The sequence below is a fragment of the Brasilonema angustatum genome, from assembly GCF_059505445.1.
This window is the reverse complement of record NZ_JCACKO010000027.1, coordinates 30,705-52,384: the sequence shown is the minus strand read 5'-3', so window position 1 is coordinate 52,384 and position 21,680 is coordinate 30,705. Positions and strand designations below refer to the sequence as shown.

At 43.9% G+C, this 21,680-nt stretch carries 21 protein-coding genes and 1 pseudogene; 12 read left to right on the top strand and 10 right to left on the bottom strand.

Going from position 1 to position 21,680, the window contains the following annotated elements:
- Positions 1 to 18: 18 nt before the first annotated feature.
- On the bottom strand, positions 19 to 2,592 hold the full coding sequence (glgP, locus tag AC5JM2_RS07010; protein WP_495834181.1) for an alpha-glucan family phosphorylase: 2,574 nt from the start codon (positions 2,590 to 2,592) through the stop codon (positions 19 to 21).
- Between the two features lie 393 nt (positions 2,593 to 2,985).
- Between glgP and AC5JM2_RS07005 the strand changes: the two are divergent.
- From AC5JM2_RS07005 to AC5JM2_RS06990, 4 genes and pseudogenes are all read left to right on the top strand, one after another.
- Positions 2,986 to 3,341, top strand: a pseudogene (locus tag AC5JM2_RS07005) (glutamine synthetase); the annotation flags it as partial.
- On the top strand, positions 3,323 to 3,721 hold the full coding sequence (locus AC5JM2_RS07000; RefSeq protein ID WP_495834180.1) for an amidohydrolase family protein: 399 nt from the start codon (positions 3,323 to 3,325) through the stop codon (positions 3,719 to 3,721). The pseudogene AC5JM2_RS07005 and the gene AC5JM2_RS07000, both read left to right, overlap by 19 nt.
- Positions 3,693 to 3,998, top strand: coding sequence for a hypothetical protein (locus AC5JM2_RS06995; RefSeq protein WP_495834186.1), 306 nt, complete (start codon positions 3,693 to 3,695; stop codon positions 3,996 to 3,998). The genes AC5JM2_RS07000 and AC5JM2_RS06995 overlap by 29 nt, the downstream gene beginning before the upstream one ends.
- A gap of 69 nt (positions 3,999 to 4,067) precedes the next feature.
- Positions 4,068 to 5,561, top strand: a complete 1,494-nt coding sequence (locus tag AC5JM2_RS06990; RefSeq protein WP_495834179.1) for a protein kinase domain-containing protein — start codon at positions 4,068 to 4,070, stop codon at positions 5,559 to 5,561.
- A gap of 371 nt (positions 5,562 to 5,932) precedes the next feature.
- Here AC5JM2_RS06990 and AC5JM2_RS06985 read toward each other — a convergent pair whose 3' ends face one another.
- The 3 genes from AC5JM2_RS06985 to fabG form a co-directional block, all read right to left on the bottom strand.
- On the bottom strand, positions 5,933 to 7,369 hold the full coding sequence (locus tag AC5JM2_RS06985; RefSeq protein WP_495834178.1) for an O-antigen ligase family protein: 1,437 nt from the start codon (positions 7,367 to 7,369) through the stop codon (positions 5,933 to 5,935).
- On the bottom strand, positions 7,351 to 8,193 hold the full coding sequence (locus AC5JM2_RS06980; protein WP_495834177.1) for a YaaW family protein: 843 nt from the start codon (positions 8,191 to 8,193) through the stop codon (positions 7,351 to 7,353). Before AC5JM2_RS06980 ends, AC5JM2_RS06985 begins: the two co-directional genes overlap by 19 nt.
- Before the next feature lie 184 nt (positions 8,194 to 8,377).
- Positions 8,378 to 9,142: a 3-oxoacyl-[acyl-carrier-protein] reductase gene (fabG, locus tag AC5JM2_RS06975; protein ID WP_495834176.1), complete on the bottom strand. Its 765-nt coding sequence runs from the start codon at positions 9,140 to 9,142 to the stop codon at positions 8,378 to 8,380.
- A 151-nt stretch (positions 9,143 to 9,293) separates the two neighbouring features.
- On the opposite strand from fabG, the gene trxA reads away from it, so the two are divergent.
- Positions 9,294 to 9,611: a thioredoxin gene (gene trxA, locus AC5JM2_RS06970; protein ID WP_210619209.1), complete on the top strand. Its 318-nt coding sequence runs from the start codon at positions 9,294 to 9,296 to the stop codon at positions 9,609 to 9,611.
- Between the two features lie 237 nt (positions 9,612 to 9,848).
- Here trxA and AC5JM2_RS06965 read toward each other — a convergent pair whose 3' ends face one another.
- The 4 genes from AC5JM2_RS06965 to AC5JM2_RS06950 all read right to left on the bottom strand — a co-directional run bounded on the left by AC5JM2_RS06965 (position 9,849) and on the right by AC5JM2_RS06950 (position 13,283).
- Positions 9,849 to 10,460: an HNH endonuclease gene (locus AC5JM2_RS06965; RefSeq protein WP_495834175.1), complete on the bottom strand. Its 612-nt coding sequence runs from the start codon at positions 10,458 to 10,460 to the stop codon at positions 9,849 to 9,851.
- Positions 10,461 to 10,488: 28 nt separating this feature from the next.
- The gene (locus AC5JM2_RS06960) at positions 10,489 to 11,442 is read right to left on the bottom strand and encodes a reverse transcriptase domain-containing protein (RefSeq protein WP_495834174.1); all 954 of its coding nucleotides are present in this window, start codon (positions 11,440 to 11,442) and stop codon (positions 10,489 to 10,491) included.
- A 12-nt stretch (positions 11,443 to 11,454) separates the two neighbouring features.
- Positions 11,455 to 11,712: a reverse transcriptase N-terminal domain-containing protein gene (locus AC5JM2_RS06955; protein WP_495834173.1), complete on the bottom strand. Its 258-nt coding sequence runs from the start codon at positions 11,710 to 11,712 to the stop codon at positions 11,455 to 11,457.
- A 647-nt stretch (positions 11,713 to 12,359) separates the two neighbouring features.
- A complete protein-coding gene (locus AC5JM2_RS06950; RefSeq protein ID WP_495834172.1) occupies positions 12,360 to 13,283 on the bottom strand; it encodes a DNA polymerase III subunit delta' in 924 nt (307 codons plus the stop codon).
- A 331-nt stretch (positions 13,284 to 13,614) separates the two neighbouring features.
- Between AC5JM2_RS06950 and AC5JM2_RS06945 the strand changes: the two genes are divergently transcribed.
- Complete coding sequence (locus AC5JM2_RS06945) at positions 13,615 to 13,878, top strand: hypothetical protein (protein ID WP_495834171.1); 264 nt, start codon at positions 13,615 to 13,617, stop codon at positions 13,876 to 13,878.
- 129 nt (positions 13,879 to 14,007) lie between these two features.
- Here AC5JM2_RS06945 and AC5JM2_RS06940 read toward each other — a convergent pair whose 3' ends face one another.
- Entirely contained in the window at positions 14,008 to 14,289 is a 282-nt protein-coding gene (locus AC5JM2_RS06940; RefSeq protein ID WP_495834170.1) for a hypothetical protein, read from the bottom strand.
- 403 nt (positions 14,290 to 14,692) lie between these two features.
- Here AC5JM2_RS06940 and AC5JM2_RS06935 point away from each other — a divergent pair, with 403 nt between their 5' ends.
- The 6 genes from AC5JM2_RS06935 to AC5JM2_RS06910 all read left to right on the top strand — a co-directional run bounded on the left by AC5JM2_RS06935 (position 14,693) and on the right by AC5JM2_RS06910 (position 21,206).
- A complete protein-coding gene (locus AC5JM2_RS06935) occupies positions 14,693 to 15,418 on the top strand; it encodes a calcium-binding protein (RefSeq protein ID WP_495834169.1) in 726 nt (241 codons plus the stop codon).
- Positions 15,419 to 15,472: 54 nt separating this feature from the next.
- Positions 15,473 to 15,721 (top strand): hypothetical protein, encoded by a 249-nt coding sequence (locus AC5JM2_RS06930; RefSeq protein WP_495834168.1) that lies wholly within the window; start codon positions 15,473 to 15,475, stop codon positions 15,719 to 15,721.
- A 30-nt stretch (positions 15,722 to 15,751) separates the two neighbouring features.
- Positions 15,752 to 15,997: a glycosyltransferase gene (locus AC5JM2_RS06925; protein WP_495834167.1), complete on the top strand. Its 246-nt coding sequence runs from the start codon at positions 15,752 to 15,754 to the stop codon at positions 15,995 to 15,997.
- Positions 15,998 to 16,146: 149 nt separating this feature from the next.
- Positions 16,147 to 16,758 (top strand): calcium-binding protein, encoded by a 612-nt coding sequence (locus tag AC5JM2_RS06920; protein WP_495834166.1) that lies wholly within the window; start codon positions 16,147 to 16,149, stop codon positions 16,756 to 16,758.
- 536 nt (positions 16,759 to 17,294) lie between these two features.
- Positions 17,295 to 18,113 (top strand): peptidylprolyl isomerase, encoded by an 819-nt coding sequence (locus AC5JM2_RS06915; protein WP_495834165.1) that lies wholly within the window; start codon positions 17,295 to 17,297, stop codon positions 18,111 to 18,113.
- Between the two features lie 138 nt (positions 18,114 to 18,251).
- The gene (locus AC5JM2_RS06910) at positions 18,252 to 21,206 is read left to right on the top strand and encodes a peptidase domain-containing ABC transporter (RefSeq protein WP_495834164.1); all 2,955 of its coding nucleotides are present in this window, start codon (positions 18,252 to 18,254) and stop codon (positions 21,204 to 21,206) included.
- A gap of 13 nt (positions 21,207 to 21,219) precedes the next feature.
- Here AC5JM2_RS06910 and AC5JM2_RS06905 read toward each other — a convergent pair whose 3' ends face one another.
- Positions 21,220 to 21,618 carry a four helix bundle protein gene (locus AC5JM2_RS06905; RefSeq protein ID WP_495834185.1) on the bottom strand — a complete coding sequence of 133 codons (399 nt, stop codon included), beginning with the start codon at positions 21,616 to 21,618 and terminating at the stop codon, positions 21,220 to 21,222.
- Between the last annotated feature and the right edge of the window lie 62 nt (positions 21,619 to 21,680).

The following is a 21,680-nucleotide window of genomic DNA, read 5'->3' as shown; positions in this document are numbered from 1 at the left end:
TGACTTTTCACTTCTTGACTATGCCCAAACAATTACCCTTGGCTCATAAGGACTGGAGAGGTATTTGTGGTCAGGCAAGACTCGTAAGGACAGCCCTTGTAAACCAGATATGTTATACATAATTTCTACAGTGTAAATACTTAAGCCATCCTGATCTTCTCCTTGGTAATCCATGACCACAGGGACACCGTTGACAATATCGCCATCAGCATCAATGGCACCTTGGTACAGTTCCACTTGTACATCCTTGTTTGTCAAAGTTGCCAGATCAACTTTGGCTTTGACGTTAACAATTTGGTTAACTTCAATATCTGCTCCTGAGGATACGTTAACATCTTTGATTTTGATGTCGGACCAGTGTGCAGTGAGATTCTCTTTCCAAGCAGCTAATTCTTTAGCTGGGGCGTATTTATCAGCAGTAAGAATGTGGAAGCGATCGCTTGCTGGGAAATAAGCGCGTTCTGCATATTCTCGCACCATCCGTGCCGTGTTAAAGAACGGACAATTTAACCGGATTGCATCTTTCATTTTGTCAACCCAGTGACGAGGCAAACCATCAACATCTCGGTCGTAAAACAGAGGAACAACTTCATTTTCCAGCAAATCGTAAAAAGCATTTGCCTCTATTTCATCTTGGTAAGTGGGATCATCATACATTTCCCCATGTCCAATCGCCCAACCAGTACGAACATAATCAGCTTCATCCCACCAACCATCTAGTACGCTTAAATTCGGCAAACCATTCATAGCTGCCTTCATCCCACTTGTACCAGAAGCTTCCCGTGGACGGCGCGGAGTATTTAACCAGATATCACAACCAGCAACCATCAACCGAGATATATAAATATCGTAGTTCGGGACAAACACAATCTGCTTTTGCAAACCCTGTTCGTCGATGAAGTGATTGATCTCGCGGATAAGTTCCTTACCAGGAATATCCTTGGGGTGTGCTTTACCAGAGATCACAAACTGCACCTTACGGTCTTTGTTGGCCAACAAAATCCGCTTAATTCGCTCAACATCCCGCATCCACAGAGTAGCACGTTTGTAGGTTGCAAAGCGACGGGCAAAGCCAATGGTGAGAACTTTGGGATCAAGAACTTCTTGTGCAGAGGCAATTTCTGAGGCAGAAGCACCACGGTCTCGCAAATGCTTCACCAGACGCTCCCGCACATAGACAATCATATCTAAGCGGCAGCGCTCGTGATTACGCCACAACTCCTCATCGGGGATCGCGTCCATCCTTTCCCACAAAGGGTTATCAGTCGGTGCGGATGACCAGCTTGGTCCTAGATAGCGATCGTACAACTCCTGTGTAGATTTAGCAACACAACTGCGAGCATGAACGCCGTTCGTAATTGCTTTAATCGGCACTTCCTCTGTTGGCACATTTTGCCACAAACCCTTAAACATTTGCCGTGACACCACACCATGCAGTTGTGCCACACCGTTAGAGAATGTTGCCATTTTCAGTGCCAAAACCGCCATACTAAAAGGCGCAGACGAATCTTTACTATTTTCGCGTCCCAAAGCTAAATATTGCTCTTTATCTAAGCCAAAGACATCAGCGTAATGTCCCAGGTAGTACAACATTTTGTCTGGGGGGAATAAGTCAATTCCCGCTGGTACTGGTGTGTGAGTCGTAAAGATATTACTGGAAGCCACCACCTGTTTGGCTTGGGGATAATTCAGCCCCTGTTCCTGAAGAAGAATGCGGATACGTTCTAGGGCAGAGAATGCCGCGTGACCTTCATTCATATGATACGCGGTGATGTTGTATCCAAGGGCTTTTAGCATTCGCACACCACCGATACCCAGCATAATTTCTTGGTGGATACGCATATCGATATCGCCACCGTAGAGCTGGTCTGTGATGTTGTGGTCGTAAGGATTATTGGGTTCAATGTTAGTGTCGAGCATATACAGGGGAACTGATCCCACTTGTACACGCCAAACTCTAGCATAAACAGTACGCCCTGGATAATCCACCTCAATCCGCAATTCTGAGCCATCAGGATTGCGTTCCAGGTGCAAAGTCATATTATAAAAGTCGTTGATTGGGTAGCGTTCCTGCTGCCAACCATCAGCATTCAGATATTGAGCAAAATAGCCTTGCTGGTAGAGTAAGCCCACACCAACCAAAGGTAGCCCTAAATCGCTAGCAGATTTGAGGTGATCCCCAGCAAGAACTCCCAAGCCTCCAGAATAGACAGGCAAACAATCTACAAGCCCAAACTCAGCCGAGAAATAGGCGTAATATTCTTGTCCTTTGTCATCTGAGGCATGACCAATTCTTTGTTTCTGATACCAGGTACGCTCTTGCAAATAATCCTCTAACTGGCGCGCGGCTCGATCCATTTGTGCCAGGAAGCCTTCATCTTCCACAACTTCCAACAGACGCGCTTGGCTAATGGTACCGAGCATCAAAACCGGGTTATGACGGCTAGATTCCCATAAATCAGGATCTAAACGTCGGAATAAGTCTTTCGTCTCAACGTTCCAATCCCAGTGCAGGTTATATGCCAGCTTCCGCAGTGGCTCAAGTCGCTGCGGTAGTGAAGGGGAAACATTAAAAGTGCGAATCGGCTGCATAGGTTAGCGAAACTATAGCTTTGGCTATAGTTATTGTTGACTGTATTTTTGTTATCCAACCAATTCTTTATACTATGTTTGTAAACTTACGATGACATTGTTAAGCTGTGAAAAGTTCTCTCAGTTTTGTCGCTAAAGCTGATATCAAGGGTATTTCAAACACTATGCCTTGCTCATTACCATATCTTGGATACAGAAAAACTTAATCATTTTCATATATGATCCCCGCAAATGTACTAAGGATAATGAGTATCTTTCAATAATTTTAGATTTTTGTGAACAGCTTCGACAAAGCCTGAGTGGCTCAAGGGTTTAGAGGATACATCCTTGAGAATTACTGAAATTATAATGGTAATATTTTTTATTGCTAACTGACCACTCAACGCCCTTTCTATGACTGAAAACCATACATTTGAGCAAGTTAAAAAATCTCTTCAAGATGCTGGTATTTATTTTGTCCGAATTTTGTGGTGCGACAATGCCAACATCATTCGTGGCAAAGCGGTTCATGGGGAATGCTGTCCCACTATTTTGAACATGGTGTGGGTATATCCGCAGGACAACAAGGGCTTCCTGTGATGTACGATGCTGTTGTTCCCGAAACTGGTCTAGGTCCGGTAGGCGAAATCAGATTAGTTCCAGATTGGTCTAGCCTCACACCTTTGCCTTATTCTCCTGGACATGCCCGTGTGATGGGAAACATGGTACATCATGGGCAGCCTTGGGCGCTGTGTCCTCGCAACTTTCTGGGCAATTACACACTGGCTTTGGCGATCCAGATTTAGATTTGCGTTTTGCAAATCCCCTCTATTTGCGTCCTATCCTAGAATTACCTGAGTATCGCAATGTTCCCCTTGTTCTTCTCCATGCTTCATATCCTTACATGCAAGAAGCTGGTTACTTGGCTTCTGTTTATCCCCAGGTTTATCTAGATTTTGGTTTGGCAATACCATTTTTGAGTGTATCCGGAATGCGGGAAGCAATGCGACAATTATTAGAGTTAACTCCTACCACGAAACTGATGTATTCATCCGATGCTCACCAAATTCCACCAGTTGTATTATTTGGGAGCAAACTGGGGGCTTCAAATTTTGGGACAAGTGCTAGAGCAAGCAATTCAAGATTCTGATATAACTGCAAAGGAAGGAATGAAGATAGCTCATGGGATTTTACGCGAATACGCCAGTCGCTACAATGGAACGGCAGATGCACTCAACGCGCGGCTTCGCGATGCTCCGGCAGGGAGCCGCCTGCATGCGATCGCTTCTGGGGATGCAGGGTTTGTTGTACTGCCCAAACAAGGACACCAAATAAGATATAAAAAAGTTTTTGGCAAGACTAATTTAGGTGCGTTTGCCCCTACACCCCTAGTTTTGGTCACTTTTTTTGTTGTTTTTCTAAAATGAATGCATAATTTTGAATTTCTAACCCTATGAAATCAAAAATCGTATTCATAATTAAAATAAGAACTTAAAATGACTGCAGAAATAAACCCAGGAACTTTAATCAATAATCGTTATCTGATTCAGAAGATTCTTGGACAAGGGGGGTTTGGACGAACTTACTTAGCATTTGATACTCAGCGTTTTGATGAAGCCTGTGTTCTCAAAGAGTTTGTACCTGCAACCACCAAAAAAGAGATTATTCGTAAATCAAGAGAGTTATTTGAGCGGGAAGCTAAAGTTTTATACCAAATTCAACATCCCCAAATTCCCAAATTTCTGGCTTGGTTGACGGAGAACGAGCGGTTGTTTATCGTCCAAGAATATATTAATGGTAAAAATTATGCACAAATTTTATCCGAACGTCTTCATAACAAAGGTAGACCATTTTCCGAAACTGAAGTCAGAGCATGGCTACTAGATATGTTGCCAGTTTTGGAATATATCCACGATCGCAAGATTCTTCACCGGGATATTTCACTGGAAAATGTTATGCTTCGCCATAACGAATCTAAACCCATGCTGATTGACTTTGGGGTGGTTAAGGAGAAATTGACCGAGATATTATCAGCCCAATCTCCAAATCACCAATACTCAGTTCAGAATTCAGTAGTAGGGAAAATTGGCTACTCTGCACCAGAACAGCTGCGTATAGGATGTTCCTACCCTTCAAGTGATATTTACTCACTTGCTGTTTCTGCGGTTATCCTTTTGACTGGAAGAATGCCACATGTGTTGATGGATGGTTCTCTAAACTGGCAATGGCGCTCCTATGTCAATATCAGTGACTCTCTAGCTCGCATACTAGAAAAAATGTTGGCAGAAGTACCAATAGAGCGCTACCAATCAGCAAAAGAAGTTTTGATTGAACTTAATGATAATAACTCATCATTATCACTTGGTGGGGTTTCGAGTCCGTTACCGAAAACACCGCAAATTCAAACTAACACTACACACGGGCAGGAAAAGCAAAACAGCGAAACAAATACTAAATTCCATACACAAACACCAGTCTCTCTCAATCCAGAATTTTTAGAGTTTGTCGGGCGAGAATTAACTAGTTTTGTTGGCCCTATCGCCAGCATTTTGATGACAAACACTTTAAACCAAAGCCCACAGATAGCCCAAAAGGAATTTACCGAAGCGCTAGCTAGGGAAATTTTTGATCCACAAAAAGCACAAGAGTTTAGAAATCGCCTCCAACTTGCTGTTGAACCTAACTCAGCAAAACTTGCAAATCCTAATAGTTTACACCAACCCCTTGGAAACTATCCTGCAATTAGCGATCCGGAATTTTTAGATCGTTGTCGGCGAGAACTAATTAGTTTTGTTGGTCCTTTTGCTAGCGTTATTCTTATCAAAGATGCTTTAAACCAATACCCGAAGCTAACTCCAGCCCAACTTCTAGAAACTTTGATGGCAGAAATTCCTGATGAGCAAAAAGCACAAAAATTTAAAGAACGCATTCATAAAATCACAAGTCAGATCAAATCCCCTGGGGCGAACGCTCGCAGAATTAATCATTGACACTTTCACGTCTGAGTTCTTCTTAAAAAAATAAGGGCATCTACAAGAGATGCCCGTCATGCAGGAAAACACTACAAAAAGGTATTCCTACATCTTCCCAACAATCAGCGAACGTGACGAAATGCGGGATGAGCCACATACACGGTCACAGTCGTATAAGAGTAATTTTATGAACGTATAACTTTATAAACAACAGTGTATCTTCGGAAAACTCTGGACAGTGAGCAATGAGCTATAGCAGGGAACGCTTAACAGGGAACGCTTAACAGGAAACAGGGAACGGGGAATAGGCTTGATGGTCTGGTGGTGTCCGTATTTTCTTATTAGTTCATGTCCTAATCTACCTGGCAACTGCTATGTATAATAAGTTTTTATTTCACCGCAAGCCTTTGGTAATGCTTATGGCGATAGACAACTCCAGAAATAGCAGCAAACAATAACCACGAGATTGTATTGAGGCGAAAATCGAATAAGCTGACATCTGCTGTGTTGAATAACACCCAGCTGAGAAATACCAGAAGATAGCTGAAACATATCAATTTATCTTCTGCCTGATCGACAGATTTTAACTTTTGCAACAGTTGGACACCCCCAAGAAATATCCAAACGAGTAAGCCACAGAATAAAAGAGTCGTGGGAAAACCAGTTTCAGCAAATAGCATTAAAAACAAATTGTGAGGATGTCCTAACCAAATATGCATCTGTGCATCGTACAGAGGAGTAAAATTGCGTAAACCCCAACCTGTCCAAGGACGTTGCTGAGTTAAAGACAACGCAAATTGCCACTGTGTTTTGCGAAGTAAGGCGATTGGTCTATCAGGATACAGTTGGTCGTTTAAACGTGCCCAGAAGAAAGCAGGAACAAACTTACGAAACAATTGAGCTATAGCCAAAGGAGCAAAAGCAGCACAAAGCACGCTGGCGATGATACCCGCAACACCAGCCACAAGAATGTGCCAACCTTCGTAAACCGCATAAGCTAAACAAGCAAAAATAGCGATCGCCCAAGCATTGCGGGAGTCAGTCAAAATCAACGCCACAAAAATGGCAATCATCGCCACCGTCAAGAAGAAGAAGGCGAAGCGAGGAGAGTCAAGGAGTGAGGGAGTGTGGGAGGGAGAGAGTGTGGGAAGTTTCCCTCCCTCTGTCATTCTCTCTCTCCCTCCCTCTCTCATTCTCTCCCTCTCTCCCTCTTCTTTCCCCTTGTCTGTCCGTCTTCTCATCCGCCGATAGCTTTCCACCCACAACCCTATCCCTAGGATGAAAACTATCATCAGATAACCAGCAAAGATGTTGGCGTACATGAATACGGAAGCCATGCGACCTATTGGTTGTCCTCCAGGTTCTATTTCCCATTCCACGACAAACCACAAAATTCTTATTTTAGAAGACCAGTTTAAAAACAACTGGCCAAATCCAAGAATCACCACTGGTAGAGAACCAAGCACCAAAATCCAAGACATTTGCCGCAATTGTACAGGCGTTTGAATAAGCGTGCTAAAGCCAGCGAAAACTAAAAAGTACGGTAGGAAATTAAATAAACCCAGGAAAGCCGCCGTTTTATCGTAGGCAAAGCCAACGGTGATTATCATGAACACACTCAAAAGCGCAAACCCCCAGTGGAGGGGACGGCGAATAATTGCGCGGTATTGAGTGAACCAACCTCCCAAGATTGCTAAAACTATACCCACAGCGCCGAGAAACGGAAGCAATGGGAAGACAAGTAGTCCCAGTTGGGCATAGTTCCAAGAAGATTGCAAACTAGGGTTGGGATGACGAAAAGCTGTTTTCAAGCAGGTTCCCAACATTCAGCACGAGTCAGACGAATTTGAGCTAAGGCAAATATGGTAGGTATTATTCGACCGTAGTTAGTGGCGATCGCTCTCCACCCCAAGTCCGCAATAAACCAACTCCACATCACTGGTCCTAAAAAGGCAAACACACTGCGAGTGACTCCATAACGAGCGGCATTAACAGTCATACCCTGCTTTGCCATCTGCAGTGTGGCATAATTTTGAAACTGATTTGCTGCTGCTCCAGAACCTTGAATCACCGCTTCTTTGGCAACTTGATATGTGGCAAAGTGCGTCGCAAATTGACGGGCAATTTGTTTGAGCAACACTGGCTGGAGAACAGAGGTGACAGCAAGCGCGCTACCGCCTTTGAGAAGTAACCCCAAGGGATCTCGCTGCAATGTCAGTGGTAGCGGTTCTGTTAATTCTGCTTTTGCGAGCTGACGTTGTATCCGCACAGTCAATTTTTGCTTATCTTTTTCTGGCAATTTTCTCCATACCTGCCCCAACAGGTGCAGAAATACCTCAGCTTCTAAATCAACTGTTGTCAGTTGACTAGAATAAGGCATTTTCAAATATTTACACACTTGAATCAGCGCTTGTCGGTAAGTCACCTGACGGCTGCGTCCCCGCAGAACTGTGATCCCATCTGCTGCCAAAAAACGAAAGCGTTGCTCTAGTGCATCTAGCCAAGCTTTGCGACCTTTGCTTTGCACTTCTATAGGTTCCGGTGTGTGAACATAATCTAGAGGATTAAACTTACGACTAAACAGAATTGCCGTTAGATCTTGCAATTCTTCGTCGCTTGCTAGCTCTAGTGCTACCCTTAGTTCATCCAATTTCCGTTCCTCCGTTCCATACAGCTTTTCTGTACCTTATTCTACTATTAGCTTTTTGGACTGATGAGTCGTCTATCGTGTCCCTTGTCCTTTCTTTTGTTAAATTTAGAATGCGTAAATGGGCTGAAGACATACCCACAAGGGTTGAAATGAGGTCAGCGAAATTGGATGAGCCGAGTAAGTGTCAAGCCATCACCATTCCGCCATCAACGTTAAAAACTTGTCCAGTGATGTAACTAGCGGCGGAATCGGCAGCCAGAAAGCGCACCATTCCGGCGACTTCTTCCGGTTGACCATAACGAGCTAGCGGAATATATTTAATAATCTCTTCAGCGTTGATATTGCTTGTCATGTCTGTGGCGATAAAACCAGGAGCAACAGCGTTGACGGTGATACCGCGAGAGGCAAATTCTTTGGCGATGGTTTTAGTAAAGCCGATGACGCCTGCTTTGGCGGCGCTGTAGTTGGCTTGTCCGGGGTTACCCATTTGTCCGGCGACAGAGGTAATGTTGATGATTCGCCCGGAACGTTGTTTGAGCATAATTTTACTGACTGCACGAGTACATAAGAAAACACCAGTTAGATTTAGGTCTATCACAGCTTGCCAATCTTCCGGTTTCATTCGCAAAAGCAGGTTGTCGCGATTGATACCAGCGTTGTTAACCAAGATATCGACACGATTGAACTTTTTCGTCACAGTGTTAACTAGCGCTTCTACCTGATCAACTTGAGAAACGTCAGCTTGAAGGGCTATGGCATTTCCTCCGGCTTTTGTTATTGTATCGACAACCTCTTCGGCGGCATTGCTGGAACTGGCATAATTGACGACGATATTGGCTCCTAGTTCCGCTAATTCTAATGCGATCGCCCGCCCAATACCCCGTGAAGCACCGGTAACAATAACTACCTTTTCACGCAAAAGTTGCAAATTTTCTGGCAATAGTTCCATAAATATTCCTCTTTATGATCCGTAGCGCTAATTATCATAAAGTGATTGTGCGTCAACAATAAAAACAATCTAGGATTTTACAGATAACCGCTCTTGAGAACTACCATTGAAAAATCAAATAGTTAAACAGTAGAAAAGTGGTGAGTGTCACATGGCTACTAAAAAACAATTCAACAGCTTTGAAGAGATGCTTTCTGGTGCTGATGTACCAGTTTTGGTGGACTTTTATGCCGATTGGTGTGGACCTTGTCATATGATGGCTCCAATTTTAGAGCAAGTTAACGCTCAGCTCCAAGGGCGCATACAAATTGTCAAAATTGATACTGAAAAATATCCAGAATTAGCAAGTCAATATGAAATTTATGCTCTACCAACGCTGGTACTATTTAAGCAGGGTCAGCCAGTAGACCGGATTGAGGGTGTGCTGCAAACACCGCAGTTAGTCCAACGTTTAACGACATCGATTTAATTGGTTTTGAAGGTAGAGACGTTGTATGTAACGTCTCTACTAGCTTGAAGATGGGTGTAGGGGTGTAGGGAGAAAGAGAATTTCAAACTTTTGCACAGATATCTTTTTTCTAGAACTATCAGCCGGACATGATACAAGGCTGTAGAGGTGTACGGAAGTATATATAGTTACTGATTTAACAAATCGCTAATAGATCTGTTCCCTGTTCCCTGTTAAGCGTTCCCTGTTAAGGTTAAACTAAGCGATTCCCTCACGAGAACCGCTCGTCTTCAAAACCGGACGTGAGATTTTCACCTCATCCGGCTCCTCAGCAATAAGGTCATTGTCATTGATACCTCTGTTACCCGATTTGACGGGCTTAGGCTTGGCGCTATTGCAGCCAGATTTGTTGCCGGGACTTCCATCGCTGGCAGTCTTTTCATCGTGGCAATGTCGGTGAAGTAGTTGTAAGTTTTTGTACTCATTCTTTCCGCCTTTCGACTTAGGAATGACATGGTCAACTTCCATCACCGATTCGTTGGTGAAATGCATTTCGCAATAGGCGCATTTGCCTTTCTGTCGCTTTAGTAGTGTTGCCACCATATGAGAGACTTTGGGGTGTTTACCTATTCTTGAACTCCAGTAAACTAGGTCGCCATCATAAGGACTAGCTTCGCCTTTAACTTTCACATGGCGGATGATTGATGTTTCGCTATGCTTAAGTAACCGCAGGGGGTTTTTGCCTTCCTGCCTGGTTGCGAATTCCCAGTTACTATTACCTATGGTTTGCCAATACTTGTTGGCTACCCAGGTACCCGATTTGTTGGGGTGTCGGAATTGTCCCCAGCTTTTTAGTTTCAGATATACCATATGACCTAGCGTAGAGAATGTCTCTTTGCTAACTTGAGTGCTGTAATATCCCTCTGATGATTGGGTTTAAATGGGCTATCAGCGCTGCCTGTGGAGCAGTTTTATGCTGGTCTATTACTTGTGTGATGTGATCATAATGTTTCTTTACTTTTTCTTTGCTGGGTTTGATGAATGTCTTGAATCCAAGTGGTTTCCCGTGAGGATTACAACCTGTGTTATATTTTCCTTTTGGGTACTGCCTGACATTAAACCCCAGGAAGTTGAACCCGGCGTCTTGTCCATCGTGCTTATGCAGTGTATGGGCAAGGCGTGTTTTACTTGGTTTCAATTCAAGTCCTATGCCATCTAGCCACTTAGAGATTATTTCTTTACATCTTTGGACAACGGTTAAATCTTCGTGTATTATCACGAAGTCGTCGGCGTAACGGATTAGGCTTAAGGATTCACGGTTACCCCTTTTACTACGACCTCTAGGCGTTGGTAGGGTATCTGCTATTTGCTTAATCCGTTCTTCCATTCCGTGGAGGGCTATGTTAGCTAATAAAGGAGAAATGACTCCCCCTTGTGGCGTACCCTCAGATGTGGGGAACAGTTGTTTACCGTCCATCACTCCCGAATTGAGCCATGCCTTAATTTGGCGGCGTAGGGTCGGAAATGTATTCAATTTTTTGAGTAGTTCCCCGTGGTTGATACGGTCGAAGCATTTAGCAATATCAGCATCCAGCACATATTTGGCTTTTGACTTAATTGCGTTGAATATTGCTTCAATCGCGTCATGGCATGAACGTCCTGGTCGGAAGCCATAGGAATTAGGCTCAAATTTAGCTTCCCACTCCGGCTCAAGCGCCAACTTTACTAGCGACTGAGTAGCTCTGTTGTACATCGTGGGAATACCAAGAGGACGTTTTTCGTCTGTTCCTGGTTTATCTATCCATACCCGTCTGGTGGGTTTGGACTTTCCTTTTAGCTCAAGATTTTTCACCAGTTTCAACCTTTAGACGGGCGAGAGTGATTTAACTCCGTCTACTCCGGCTGTCTTTTTACCTTGGTTATCCTGAGTCACGCGACGCACTGCCAGCATTCTTGCCGACCAAGATCTCATCAAAGTCTTTTGGAGTCTGCGAACTGCTTTCAAATCACCACGATTAGAGGCTTGAAATATCCGTTTTTGCAGCTTAAAAACCCGACGTTCTAGCTTGCGCCAGTTCACCTGGTTCCATTCCACCGTCTGATTGTTCAGCGTATTAGACATATCTACTGCTACTTACTGCTATTTCTTTCCTTATTACCGTGAGTCCGTCAGCGTATCCCTGCATTACAGCAAGGCGTTTGCTTCTGACTCAATCCCACCACCCCGCAGCATACGGTTAGCACCTACTCAGAGTATTCGACCTCTCTGAGAGCATACGGGGGGTTACTTCGTTCCGAATGACCATTCTATGAGTCCTTAGAGTTCCACTATCCACCGGGTTTATTTGGAGATGCTGCTGGTCGAGGAACGAATCGCCAGCCTCTTATCCTTAATCTTTTGATTCCAGCTAATCAGTCCGTTTCGCTGGTTGTCGTTATCGATGGTTCCAAGCGTGGATTCAAGCTATTGCTTTACTCGGATGTGGGGTATTACTACACCCATCTAGGCTCTTTGCTTACCCCGCACTACCTTAGACTAGGAGTGTGGAAGGGCTTTTATCCCCGCTTTACGGATTGATGGCTAGTCGCTACCGTAGGGGATATGCTTTCACCTGGCATCTACAGGGGAGGGATTTACACCCTCATGGTCACTCAGTTGTCAAGGTTCTATTCGGGATTTTTCCCTATTTATCCTTGCTAGCCGTCCCTAAGTATTCCTACTTATTTAGGCTAAACGAATCGCACCGTTCCCTACAACTCCCACCAAGTCTAATGAATGACAAATGATAAAAGTGTGCATTCCCAAACAAGGCGCGGCTGAGCATAGCAAAGCAAAGATTTGCGAGCTTGTTCTAACTGTTGAATCATGCTTGGTTGACGCTTGTGCTGCCAGTAAAATTGTTGCAGATAATCAACTAACCACAATTGAGCTTCTGTATCTAAATCTTTATCAATTTGTTTAGCTAATTGCAAAGCCTCACGGTAAGATGAAGGGACTTTGGTCAGGGTTTTGAGTAGTTCAGGGGGAATAACTTGCAGTTGTTGGTAAGATGCGATCGCATCTCCCGGACTACCACCCGCAACGCTCAACACTGCTGGATGCTGCAAAACTTCCTCATGCCCTGTTTGTGTCAGAACTTGAGCCATTGCAGTTGCATCCAAACGATAGAAAGGAATTCGCTGACAGCGCGACACCAACGTTGACAATACAGACTCAACTGAAGGCGCGATTAAAATCAGCGTTGTCTGTCCTGGTTCTTCCAAAGTCTTAAGCAAAGCATTTGCTGCAGCTTCCGCCATAGTTTCTGCTTGATCTAGCACAACCACTTGTCTGGGTGCTTCCAACGGCGAACGGCTCACAAATGCAGTAATTTCCCGAATTTGTTCTAAGCGAATTGTAGCCGGTGCTCTGCGCTTAAGTCCTTTTTCTGCTGCTTCTGTTGCTGTCAGTCGTTGTCCTTGATGCAAATAAGTTGGCTGCACCCACAACAAATCTGGGTGGTTTCCTTGACGCACGCGGTTTTGATGTGGACTGAAGAGCAATTCCACAAAGCACCGTGCTGCTAAACTCCGTCCTACACCATCTGAACCAACAAACAAATATGCTGGAGCAATACGTTTTTTTACTACGGCTTGTAGCAGTAATTCCACTGCTTGCTGTTGTCCTACAAGTGGTGCAAATGCGTCAGTCATTCAATTTTAGATTTTAGATTTTAGATTTTGGACTGGTTCGGTGGTGAAATCCGCTTTCTTGGGAATTTGGGATTTTGGATTGGTTGGACAGATGAATCACTCCGCGCTATGAACGTCGGAAGGCGGTAGTAGTGTTTGTATCTTGTGCGGAATTATCAGTCATTTTTCGATGTGCTTTGTGTTACATTCGTTTTGGGTTTTCAGGCTGATATCTTTATAATAGATATATTTTGAAGCACGTTGTTGATGACAACCAGCAAAATGCCATGTTTTCACTTATGTGTGGGAGCGTCAAAATTAATAAAGTTGTTAAAATTTCAGGGGTAAAAATATGAGAGTTTGGCTAGCCTGCTTTTTGGTACTGTTTGCTGTAGCAGAACTGTTTGATTGGGTTAAAGAATTTAACTTACCTCTTCCTATATATATTTTAGGTGGGACATTTTTAGCTGTTGCTTCTAATTACGATAAGCTTTTTGGCTCCTACTTAAGTCATGCAAGTGAAGCATCACCCCAACAAATCCTGCTTGATAATTCACCTTCGTTTACAATTTCGGATTCTGTTGAAGAATTACAAAAATCTGAAACAAAAAGTTAAGGGTACTAGTTTTTGGACTTTGGACAAATCATAAGGGTTCGCGGAATAGTTTCGCGAACAAAAAAATCACAGCACAAATCATCTCAGTCAATTTTGGAACAGATAAAAATAACTCCAAGTTAAATAAATTTACGCGGTAGCAGATGTTTTAGGTGTAAATTTTGACTTGTTATTCCCTCCTGGATGCTTAATCCAACTCGGTTGAACCTGACCTTGGATTCGACCAGGTGATTTTCCTGGATTCTGCAGGGATTTAATGATAACTCGGCGATAGAACTCGCGCTTCGTGTTCCCCGATTTAGGATCAAGCAAATCCATAATACTGTCAGTATGCTGCTCAAAACAGTTGTAAAGATTTTGCCTCAAATCCGGAAATGGCGCTATCAATTGATTGTAATTAAATTTGGGCATAGCTTATCAGTGAAGAAAGCTTAGTTTATTACCGCTTAAAGTAGCAACTTGGCATTCGTGTGCTCCATAGGAAAATTTTGTCAAGAAATGTAAATGTTTTTCAAAGCTTGCGTAATTGTTCTACCAACCCCTGAATAAGTAAATGAGGGATCAAGGAAAATCACGTAAAAGATAAAAGAAATTTCTTTTGAAGATTTGCGTAAAACTCCAAACAACCCCTGAATAAGTAAATGAGGGATCAAGGAAAATTACGTAAAAGACAAAAGAAATTTTTGAAGATTTGCGTAAAACTCCGAACAACCTCCGATAAGTAAATCAAGGTTCAAATCACGGGCTTAGCTCTGAATGAACCACAACTTACCTAGTTACACGTCAAAATCACATTTTTTAAGGAGAAAATCTCATGGCTGTTATTAACGGTACTCCCTATAACGACAACGGTACCTGGCAAAATGGAAAATTCTACCCTGTAATCAATGGTACTGACGGAAATGATTCCATCAACGCCCAAGCTGGCAATGACATCGTTTACGCCAAGGGTGGCAATGACATCGTTTACGCTGGCGCTGGCAATGATTACGTCGATGGCTGGACAGGTGACGACTCCCTGTATGGTGAGGCTGGCAACGATACTCTCTTAGGCTGGACTGGCAATGACTACCTCAATGGTGGCGACGGTAACGACTACCTGTATGGTGAGGCAGACAACGATACCCTAGACGGCTGGAACGGTGACGATCATCTCTACGGCGGTGACGGCAATGATACCCTGTTAGGTTACTACGGTTATGACTACCTCAACGGTGGTTATGGCAATGACACCCTGTATGGTGAGGCAGGCAACGACACCTTAGAAGGTGGTTATGGCAATGACGTACTGTGGGGTGGTGCTGGCGCAGATAAATTTGTCTTCAACTCCAAGTTTGAAGGCATTGACATCATCAAAGACTTTAGCTACGTGGAGGGCGACAAAATCCAAATTTCTAAATCTGGGTTTGGCGCTAGTTCCACCAGCCAGTTTAGCTACAACTACAACAATGGTGCGTTGTCCTTCCAAGGAACCCAATTCGCTACCATCGAGAACAAGCCTGCTGGTTTCTTAACCAGTCTCGATATTGCTCTGGTTTAAAAGGCTATTGATGTCAACTTCACTTCATTAGGTTGACAACCTAGGGGCGCAGCGTTGCTCCCTCCAGGAGCCGCCCAAAGGCAGATTGGGGGAAACTCACTGCTCTTGGCGATCGCTGCGCCTCTACAAATAGCAACAAAGGGAACAATTATGGTTGTCACTACCCCAATCTTCATACAAGCCAAGGCTTTTGCTGCTACACAAATGTCCAATTTGCAGATAGCGGCAAAAGCCATAGTCGTTGTGATAGTTATTTATTACGGCACTTTGCTGGATTTCTTATCAGGCACAACACAAGACTGAACCCTCTTCTTCAAAGACGCTACCGCGCCCTTGAGGGCAAGTCCACAGGACTTATGGTATAAAACTTCTCCAGTCACGGAAGTTATCAAAGATGGAAGTAATGGACTGTTGGTAGACTTTTTTTCTCCCCAAGAAATTGCTGAGCGCTTAGAAGAAGTGTTCAATCATCCGGACTATATGTCCTCAATACGAACTAAGGCAAGAAAAACTATCCAAGAAAATTATGCCTTAGCTCAATTACTGCCACAGCATTTGCAATGGCTGAATCAAAAATGATAAGGAATGTAAAGATTTTCAGAGAGTTGCGTAAATACTCGAACTAGGAGTGAATAGATAAATGAAGGTTCAAATCGAAAGCTTACTTCTCATTGAACCGCAACTTACCTAGTAACACATTAACGTCACATTTTTAAGGAGAAACTCACATGGCGATCATCAACGGTACTGAGTACAACGACACACTCAATGGCACCGAGTACGCTGATTCAATTTACGCCAAGGGTGGCAATGACAAGGTTTACGCCAAGGGCGGCAACGATTACGTAGATGGCTGGTACGGTGACGATTACATTGATGGCGGCGCTGGCAACGATACCCTGTATGGTTGGTACGGCAACGACACCCTAGACGGTTGGACAGGTGACGACAAACTCTACGGGGAAGCCGGAAACGACACCCTGTATGGTTACAACGGTAATGACTACCTCAACGGTGGTTCTGGCAATGACAAGCTATATGGTGAAGCAGGCAACGACACCTTAGAAGGTGGTTATGGTAACGACCACCTCTGGGGTGGTGCTGGCGCAGATAAATTTGTCTTCAACTCCAAGTTTGAAGGCATTGACATCATCAAAGACTTTAGCTACGTGGAGGGCGACAAAATCCAAATTTCTAAATCTGGGTTTGGCGCGAGTTCCACCAGCCAGTTTAGCTACAACTCCAACAATGGTGCGTTGTCCTTCCAAGGAACTCAATTCGCTACCATTGAGAACAAGCCAGCTGGTTTCTTAACCAGTCTCGATATTGCTCTGGTTTAAGGCCATGTTGATGTCAACTTCTGTTCATTAGGTTGACAACCTAGGGGCGCGGCGATCGCCGCGCTTCTACAATGGATTTTCCTTACACTATTTGTACTCATCCTAACTATGCGTTCAGAAATAAATTTCCTGGGTAATAGTGAAAGTATGCAATTCTGTGACGATATCAAGAGTTACACACTATACACTTGTTTTACAGTAAAAAAGATTTAGGGATACCCAACCTTTTTCTCTTGAATCTTAACTTGAAGCACAGCGACAGAGAATTGCCAATAAACTTTTAACAGGTCTAGAAAGGTTCAAATCAGAGGTTTACCCTCTGATTGAACCAAAACTTACCTAAATACACATCAACTCACACCTTTGTAAGGAAGAGCTGACTTTATAGATAATATGGTACCACTTATTGACCAACAGTGGCTGTATTTAGACAAAGATTGTAGTTTTTGTAAAAAATCGCTTGATTCACCAGCAAATCCTTAAAAAGTCATTAAAAAGACAACAAGCAACAGTTAAATTTACATTATGAAGGAGTCATGCAGGATATGGGTTATGCGCTAGAAATTGGTAATCAGACTATGACTGGTGAGGAACTGATTCCTCTGCTCATTCAATATCAGATGCTGCCACAACTGTTGCGGGAGATGATTATTGAAGGTGCCATTGCATCCATAACCTGCACCCGAGAAGAAACAGCTGCCGCTTGTCAGCAGTTCTTAAAACAGCATCAAATAAATAGCGCCGCTGAACACGAAGCATGGCTCAAACGTTACGGTATTAACCATCCTCAATTCCAAGCATTAGCAACCCGCAGATTAAGAATTGAGAAATTCCAGCGGGCGACTTGGGGACACAAACTGGAATCTTACTTTCTCCAGCGCAAAAAGCAGCTTGATCAAGTTATATATTCCATGATTAGAACCCAAGACGCAGGCGTTGTCCAAGAGCTGTATTTTCGCATTCTAGGTGGTGAGCAAAGCTTTGCAGAACTTGCTCACAACTACTCCACTGGACCAGAAGCAGAAAAAGGCGGACTCATTGGACCTGTTGAATTAGGGACGTTACACCCAGGTTTAGCAAAGCAACTCCAAGTCAGTCAACCAGGACAACTTTGGCATCCCGCGCCCTTTAGTGAGTGTTTCGTGATTGTACGCTTAGAAAAATTTATTCCCGTACAGTTAGACGCATTTATGCGCCAGCGTTTGTTACGGGAATTGTTTGAAGGCTGGCTGCAAGAACAAATTAACCAATTGCCAGATGCAGACAAAGCTTGGATGGGAACAACTCGCAAACAACCACAGGCAAAATCTGCGAACGCACCTGGCGCACCTCCCGGAGGGAGCATCGCCGCCTAGAAGCGAGCAGGGGTAGTAATACCAATTCAAAATTCAAAATTAAGAAAGCTTAAGATAACGAGGGTTTGAAACTGTGTATCTGTCGCATTCTTTTTTCAAATTGGTATAAAGAGAGATTTTAAAAAATTCGTGTTGAATATGATCACAAATACTTCTATTGATATTAAAGAATTTTTTACAGATGTATTTCCTTTCAAACATCTACCTGAGAATGTATTAGAAAATCTATTAACAAAAGTACAATTTTTACGCTATCGCATGGGACAAGTGATAGCAACACGGGAAGCTATGCCTGAGCAGATTAGCATTATCTACTCTGGACAAGCCCGCCTCTTAGGCTTCGACAAGCGCACAGAAAAACCTGACACTTTGAAGTTGCTGCAACCAGGAGAAGTTGTGGGTTGGGTGAGTCATGTGCGGGCTGTAGCTTGTGAAACAGCGATCGCCTCCACAGAAGTAATTTGCTTTAATCTCGCGATCGCCGATTTTCTCAGTCTCCTCAAGCAGGAGTCGGCTTTTGCAAAGGCGTTGCACCAAAATGCAGCTTTAGTAGAAGTGCATGAATTGTTGGGCGAAGAACTGAGTCGGCGGGCTGATGGCAAAACTGATTTAGTTAGACTATCGCGAACTGCTTGGGAAGATGCTATTGTGCTCACACTTGGTGCGGGGAAAGTATCCAAAAGGCCATTAGACCCCCAACGGCTGTGGCTGGTTAGCAGTGATTCTCTGGCTGAGTTTCCGGTAGGTAGCTGTTTAGAGTTGGATAGCAACCCCAAACTGTACCTCAACGCAACTATGCGTCTGGTGGGTTTACCCAAATCTTTGTTCCCAGCACTACCAGAAAGCCCAGCAACGCTAATAACAGCAGATTCTTGGCTAGGAGAAATTCCTTACGCCCCAGAGATTGCCACAAAACCAGAATCAGCCAAGCAGTCTAAAGGGACAAAATACCCCTATATTCGGGCACGAGGTCCGGTGGATGCATCCTTGGCATGTTTCCAAATGTTGAGTCAGTATTTTAATATTCCTTTCCGCCGAGATATGCTGCGACGGGTTGTGACAAAACAGTATGAACACAGCAGCAGTATATCTCTGCAATTTTGCGCTGCAGTAGTAGAGTTGATGGGGTTGACAACCCAAATAGTCAAGATTCCCGCATCTGCTGTCAGCCGCTTGCAACCTCCGGTGATGATTTCCTGGCAAGATAGTTTTGCCATCATCTACAAAACCAGCAACCAGGAATTATTAATCGCGGTTCCCGAAATGGGACTGATACGCCGCAAATCACGAGACTTTGCCGAAACCTGGGGACAAGCAGGCGAAGTGCTGCTGCTGCAACCGACAAAAGAAACGCCTAAGTCGCGGTTTGGTCTTTCGTGGTTTGTGCCTGCATTACGTCGCCACCGTAAGGTATTGATTGAAGTGCTAATTGCTTCTATCGTGGTGCAAATTTTTGGATTGGTGAATCCCTTGGTGACACAGGTGATTATCGACAAAGTGCTGGTTGGTAACAGCCCCGATACCCTGACAGTTTTTGGTATCTTTTTGATTGTGGTGTCGGTGGTGGAAGCGGTACTCACTAATGTCCGCACTCATTTGTTTGTGGATACTACTAACCGCATTGACTTATCGCTAGGTTCTGAAGTCATTAATCACCTGTTGCGTCTGCCCTTATCTTATTTTGATCGTCGTCCCGTGGGCGACTTGGCTACGCGAATCAATGAACTCGAACACATCCGTTCTTTCTTGACAGGTACGGCTTTAACGGTGGTGATGGATGCGGTGTTTTCAGTGATCTACATCTTTGTGATGGGGATTTATAGCTGGCTGCTGTCTTTAGTCGCACTGGCAACAGTACCGCTGTTTGCCTTGTTAAACCTGTTGGTTTCTCCAGTCATGCGGCGACAGTTGCATGAAAAAGCCGAACGCAACGCCGAGACACACTCCTACTTGGTGGAAGTGATGGCGGGGATGCAGACAGTCAAGGCGCAAAATTTGGAGATGCGATCGCGTTGGCAATGGCAAGAACGCTACGCCCGATATATCAGTGCTGGCTTCAAGACTATTTCTACTCAAACGACTGCTGGTTCTTTAAGCAATTTCCTCAATAAACTTTCCAGTCTATTGGTGCTGTGGGTGGGAGCATATCTTGTCCTCAACGGGCAACTCACCTTAGGACAACTCATCGCTTTTCGCATCATTTCCAACTATGTCACCAGCCCTCTGCTACGCTTAGTGCAACTATGGCAAAATTTCCAAGAAACTGCCCTGTCTCTAGAACGTCTCAGCGATATTCTCGACTCACCCCAAGAAACAGAAGGTGAACGTCAAAATATCCTTATGCCTGCCATTCAAGGGAACGTCCGCTACGAAAATCTCTCCTTCGGCTTTCGTGCAAATGCTCCTTTGCAACTGACCAACATTAACCTAGATTTCCCTGCTGGTTCCTTTGTAGGCGTTGTCGGTCAAAGTGGTTCTGGGAAAAGTACACTGCTAAAATTGCTACAAAGACTTTATGAACCCAAGTCAGGGAAAATCTTGATAGATGGTTACGACATCAGCAAAGTGGAACTTTATTCTTTGCGGCGTCAGGTTGGGATGGTGCTACAAGATACCTTGTTGTTTGACGGGACAGTGCGAGAAAACATTGCTTTAGCGTATCCTGATGCTAGTGATGAAGAGATTATTACTGCTGCCAAGATTGCTTATGCTCATGATTTTATCATGTCATTGCCCAACGGCTACAACACATCTGTGGGTGAGCGGGGTTCAGGGCTTTCTGGGGGACAAAGACAAAGGATTGCGATCGCCCGCACCGTCCTGCAAAATCCCCAATTGCTTATCCTTGATGAAGCCACAAGCGCTTTAGACTACAATGCAGAAGCACAAGTCTGCCGCAACTTGGCGTCAGCCTTCAAAGACATTACAGTGTTTTTTATAACTCACCGATTAAGTAGCATCCGCAATGCCGACGTGATTCTGATGATGGATCAAGGCGCAGTGGTGGAACAGGGAACCCACGCAGAATTAATGTCGCTCAAAGGTTATTACTACTGTTTGTATCAGCAACAAGAGGCAGGGGGGAGGGAGTGAGGGAAAGAGGGAGTTATTTGTTGTTATTGGGAGGGATGATCCATTGATGTGAGTTGTGAATCATTGAAACTAGCATATCGAGAATTGAATTATAGATTTTGTAGAGTTCTCGTCCAGCTTCAACATCTAAATAATTGCATTTAACAGCAAATTCAATCCATGTTTGACTTTCGGCTGCTTCAGATGAAGAATCGGTTAACTTGGCTACAAATGCAGCTTCATACATACGCTTACGCCATGCTTCCGCTAAATTAGCACAGACAGACCGTGACGAGCGACGAATTTGATCAGTCATAGAATATCTTTCTTCAACAGGAAACTTTTTAGATAATTCAAAAATTTTCATGGCTCCTTCAAATGCTAAGTTATAAACCTCTAAATCATTCTGATTTTTTATAGATGTTCTTATCATTTTTATTTCATTCTTAACAAATTCTACTGTACGCATCATTCTTAAATTCATCAAGATAACTT

Coding starts and splice junctions, on each gene's coding strand:
- glgP (WP_495834181.1), bottom strand. CDS start 2,592: ATGCAGCCGATTCGCACTTTTAATGTTTCCCCTTCACTACCGCAGCGA.
- AC5JM2_RS06990 (WP_495834179.1), top strand. CDS start 4,068: ATGACTGCAGAAATAAACCCAGGAACTTTAATCAATAATCGTTATCTG.
- AC5JM2_RS06985 (WP_495834178.1), bottom strand. CDS start 7,369: ATGTTGGGAACCTGCTTGAAAACAGCTTTTCGTCATCCCAACCCTAGT.
- fabG (WP_495834176.1), bottom strand. CDS start 9,142: ATGGAACTATTGCCAGAAAATTTGCAACTTTTGCGTGAAAAGGTAGTT.
- trxA (WP_210619209.1), top strand. CDS start 9,294: ATGGCTACTAAAAAACAATTCAACAGCTTTGAAGAGATGCTTTCTGGT.
- AC5JM2_RS06965 (WP_495834175.1), bottom strand. CDS start 10,460: ATGGTATATCTGAAACTAAAAAGCTGGGGACAATTCCGACACCCCAAC.
- AC5JM2_RS06955 (WP_495834173.1), bottom strand. CDS start 11,712: ATGTCTAATACGCTGAACAATCAGACGGTGGAATGGAACCAGGTGAAC.
- AC5JM2_RS06950 (WP_495834172.1), bottom strand. CDS start 13,283: ATGACTGACGCATTTGCACCACTTGTAGGACAACAGCAAGCAGTGGAA.
- AC5JM2_RS06945 (WP_495834171.1), top strand. CDS start 13,615: ATGAGAGTTTGGCTAGCCTGCTTTTTGGTACTGTTTGCTGTAGCAGAA.
- AC5JM2_RS06940 (WP_495834170.1), bottom strand. CDS start 14,289: ATGCCCAAATTTAATTACAATCAATTGATAGCGCCATTTCCGGATTTG.
- AC5JM2_RS06935 (WP_495834169.1), top strand. CDS start 14,693: ATGGCTGTTATTAACGGTACTCCCTATAACGACAACGGTACCTGGCAA.
- AC5JM2_RS06920 (WP_495834166.1), top strand. CDS start 16,147: ATGGCGATCATCAACGGTACTGAGTACAACGACACACTCAATGGCACC.
- AC5JM2_RS06915 (WP_495834165.1), top strand. CDS start 17,295: ATGCAGGATATGGGTTATGCGCTAGAAATTGGTAATCAGACTATGACT.
- AC5JM2_RS06910 (WP_495834164.1), top strand. CDS start 18,252: ATGATCACAAATACTTCTATTGATATTAAAGAATTTTTTACAGATGTA.
- AC5JM2_RS06905 (WP_495834185.1), bottom strand. CDS start 21,618: ATGATAAGAACATCTATAAAAAATCAGAATGATTTAGAGGTTTATAAC.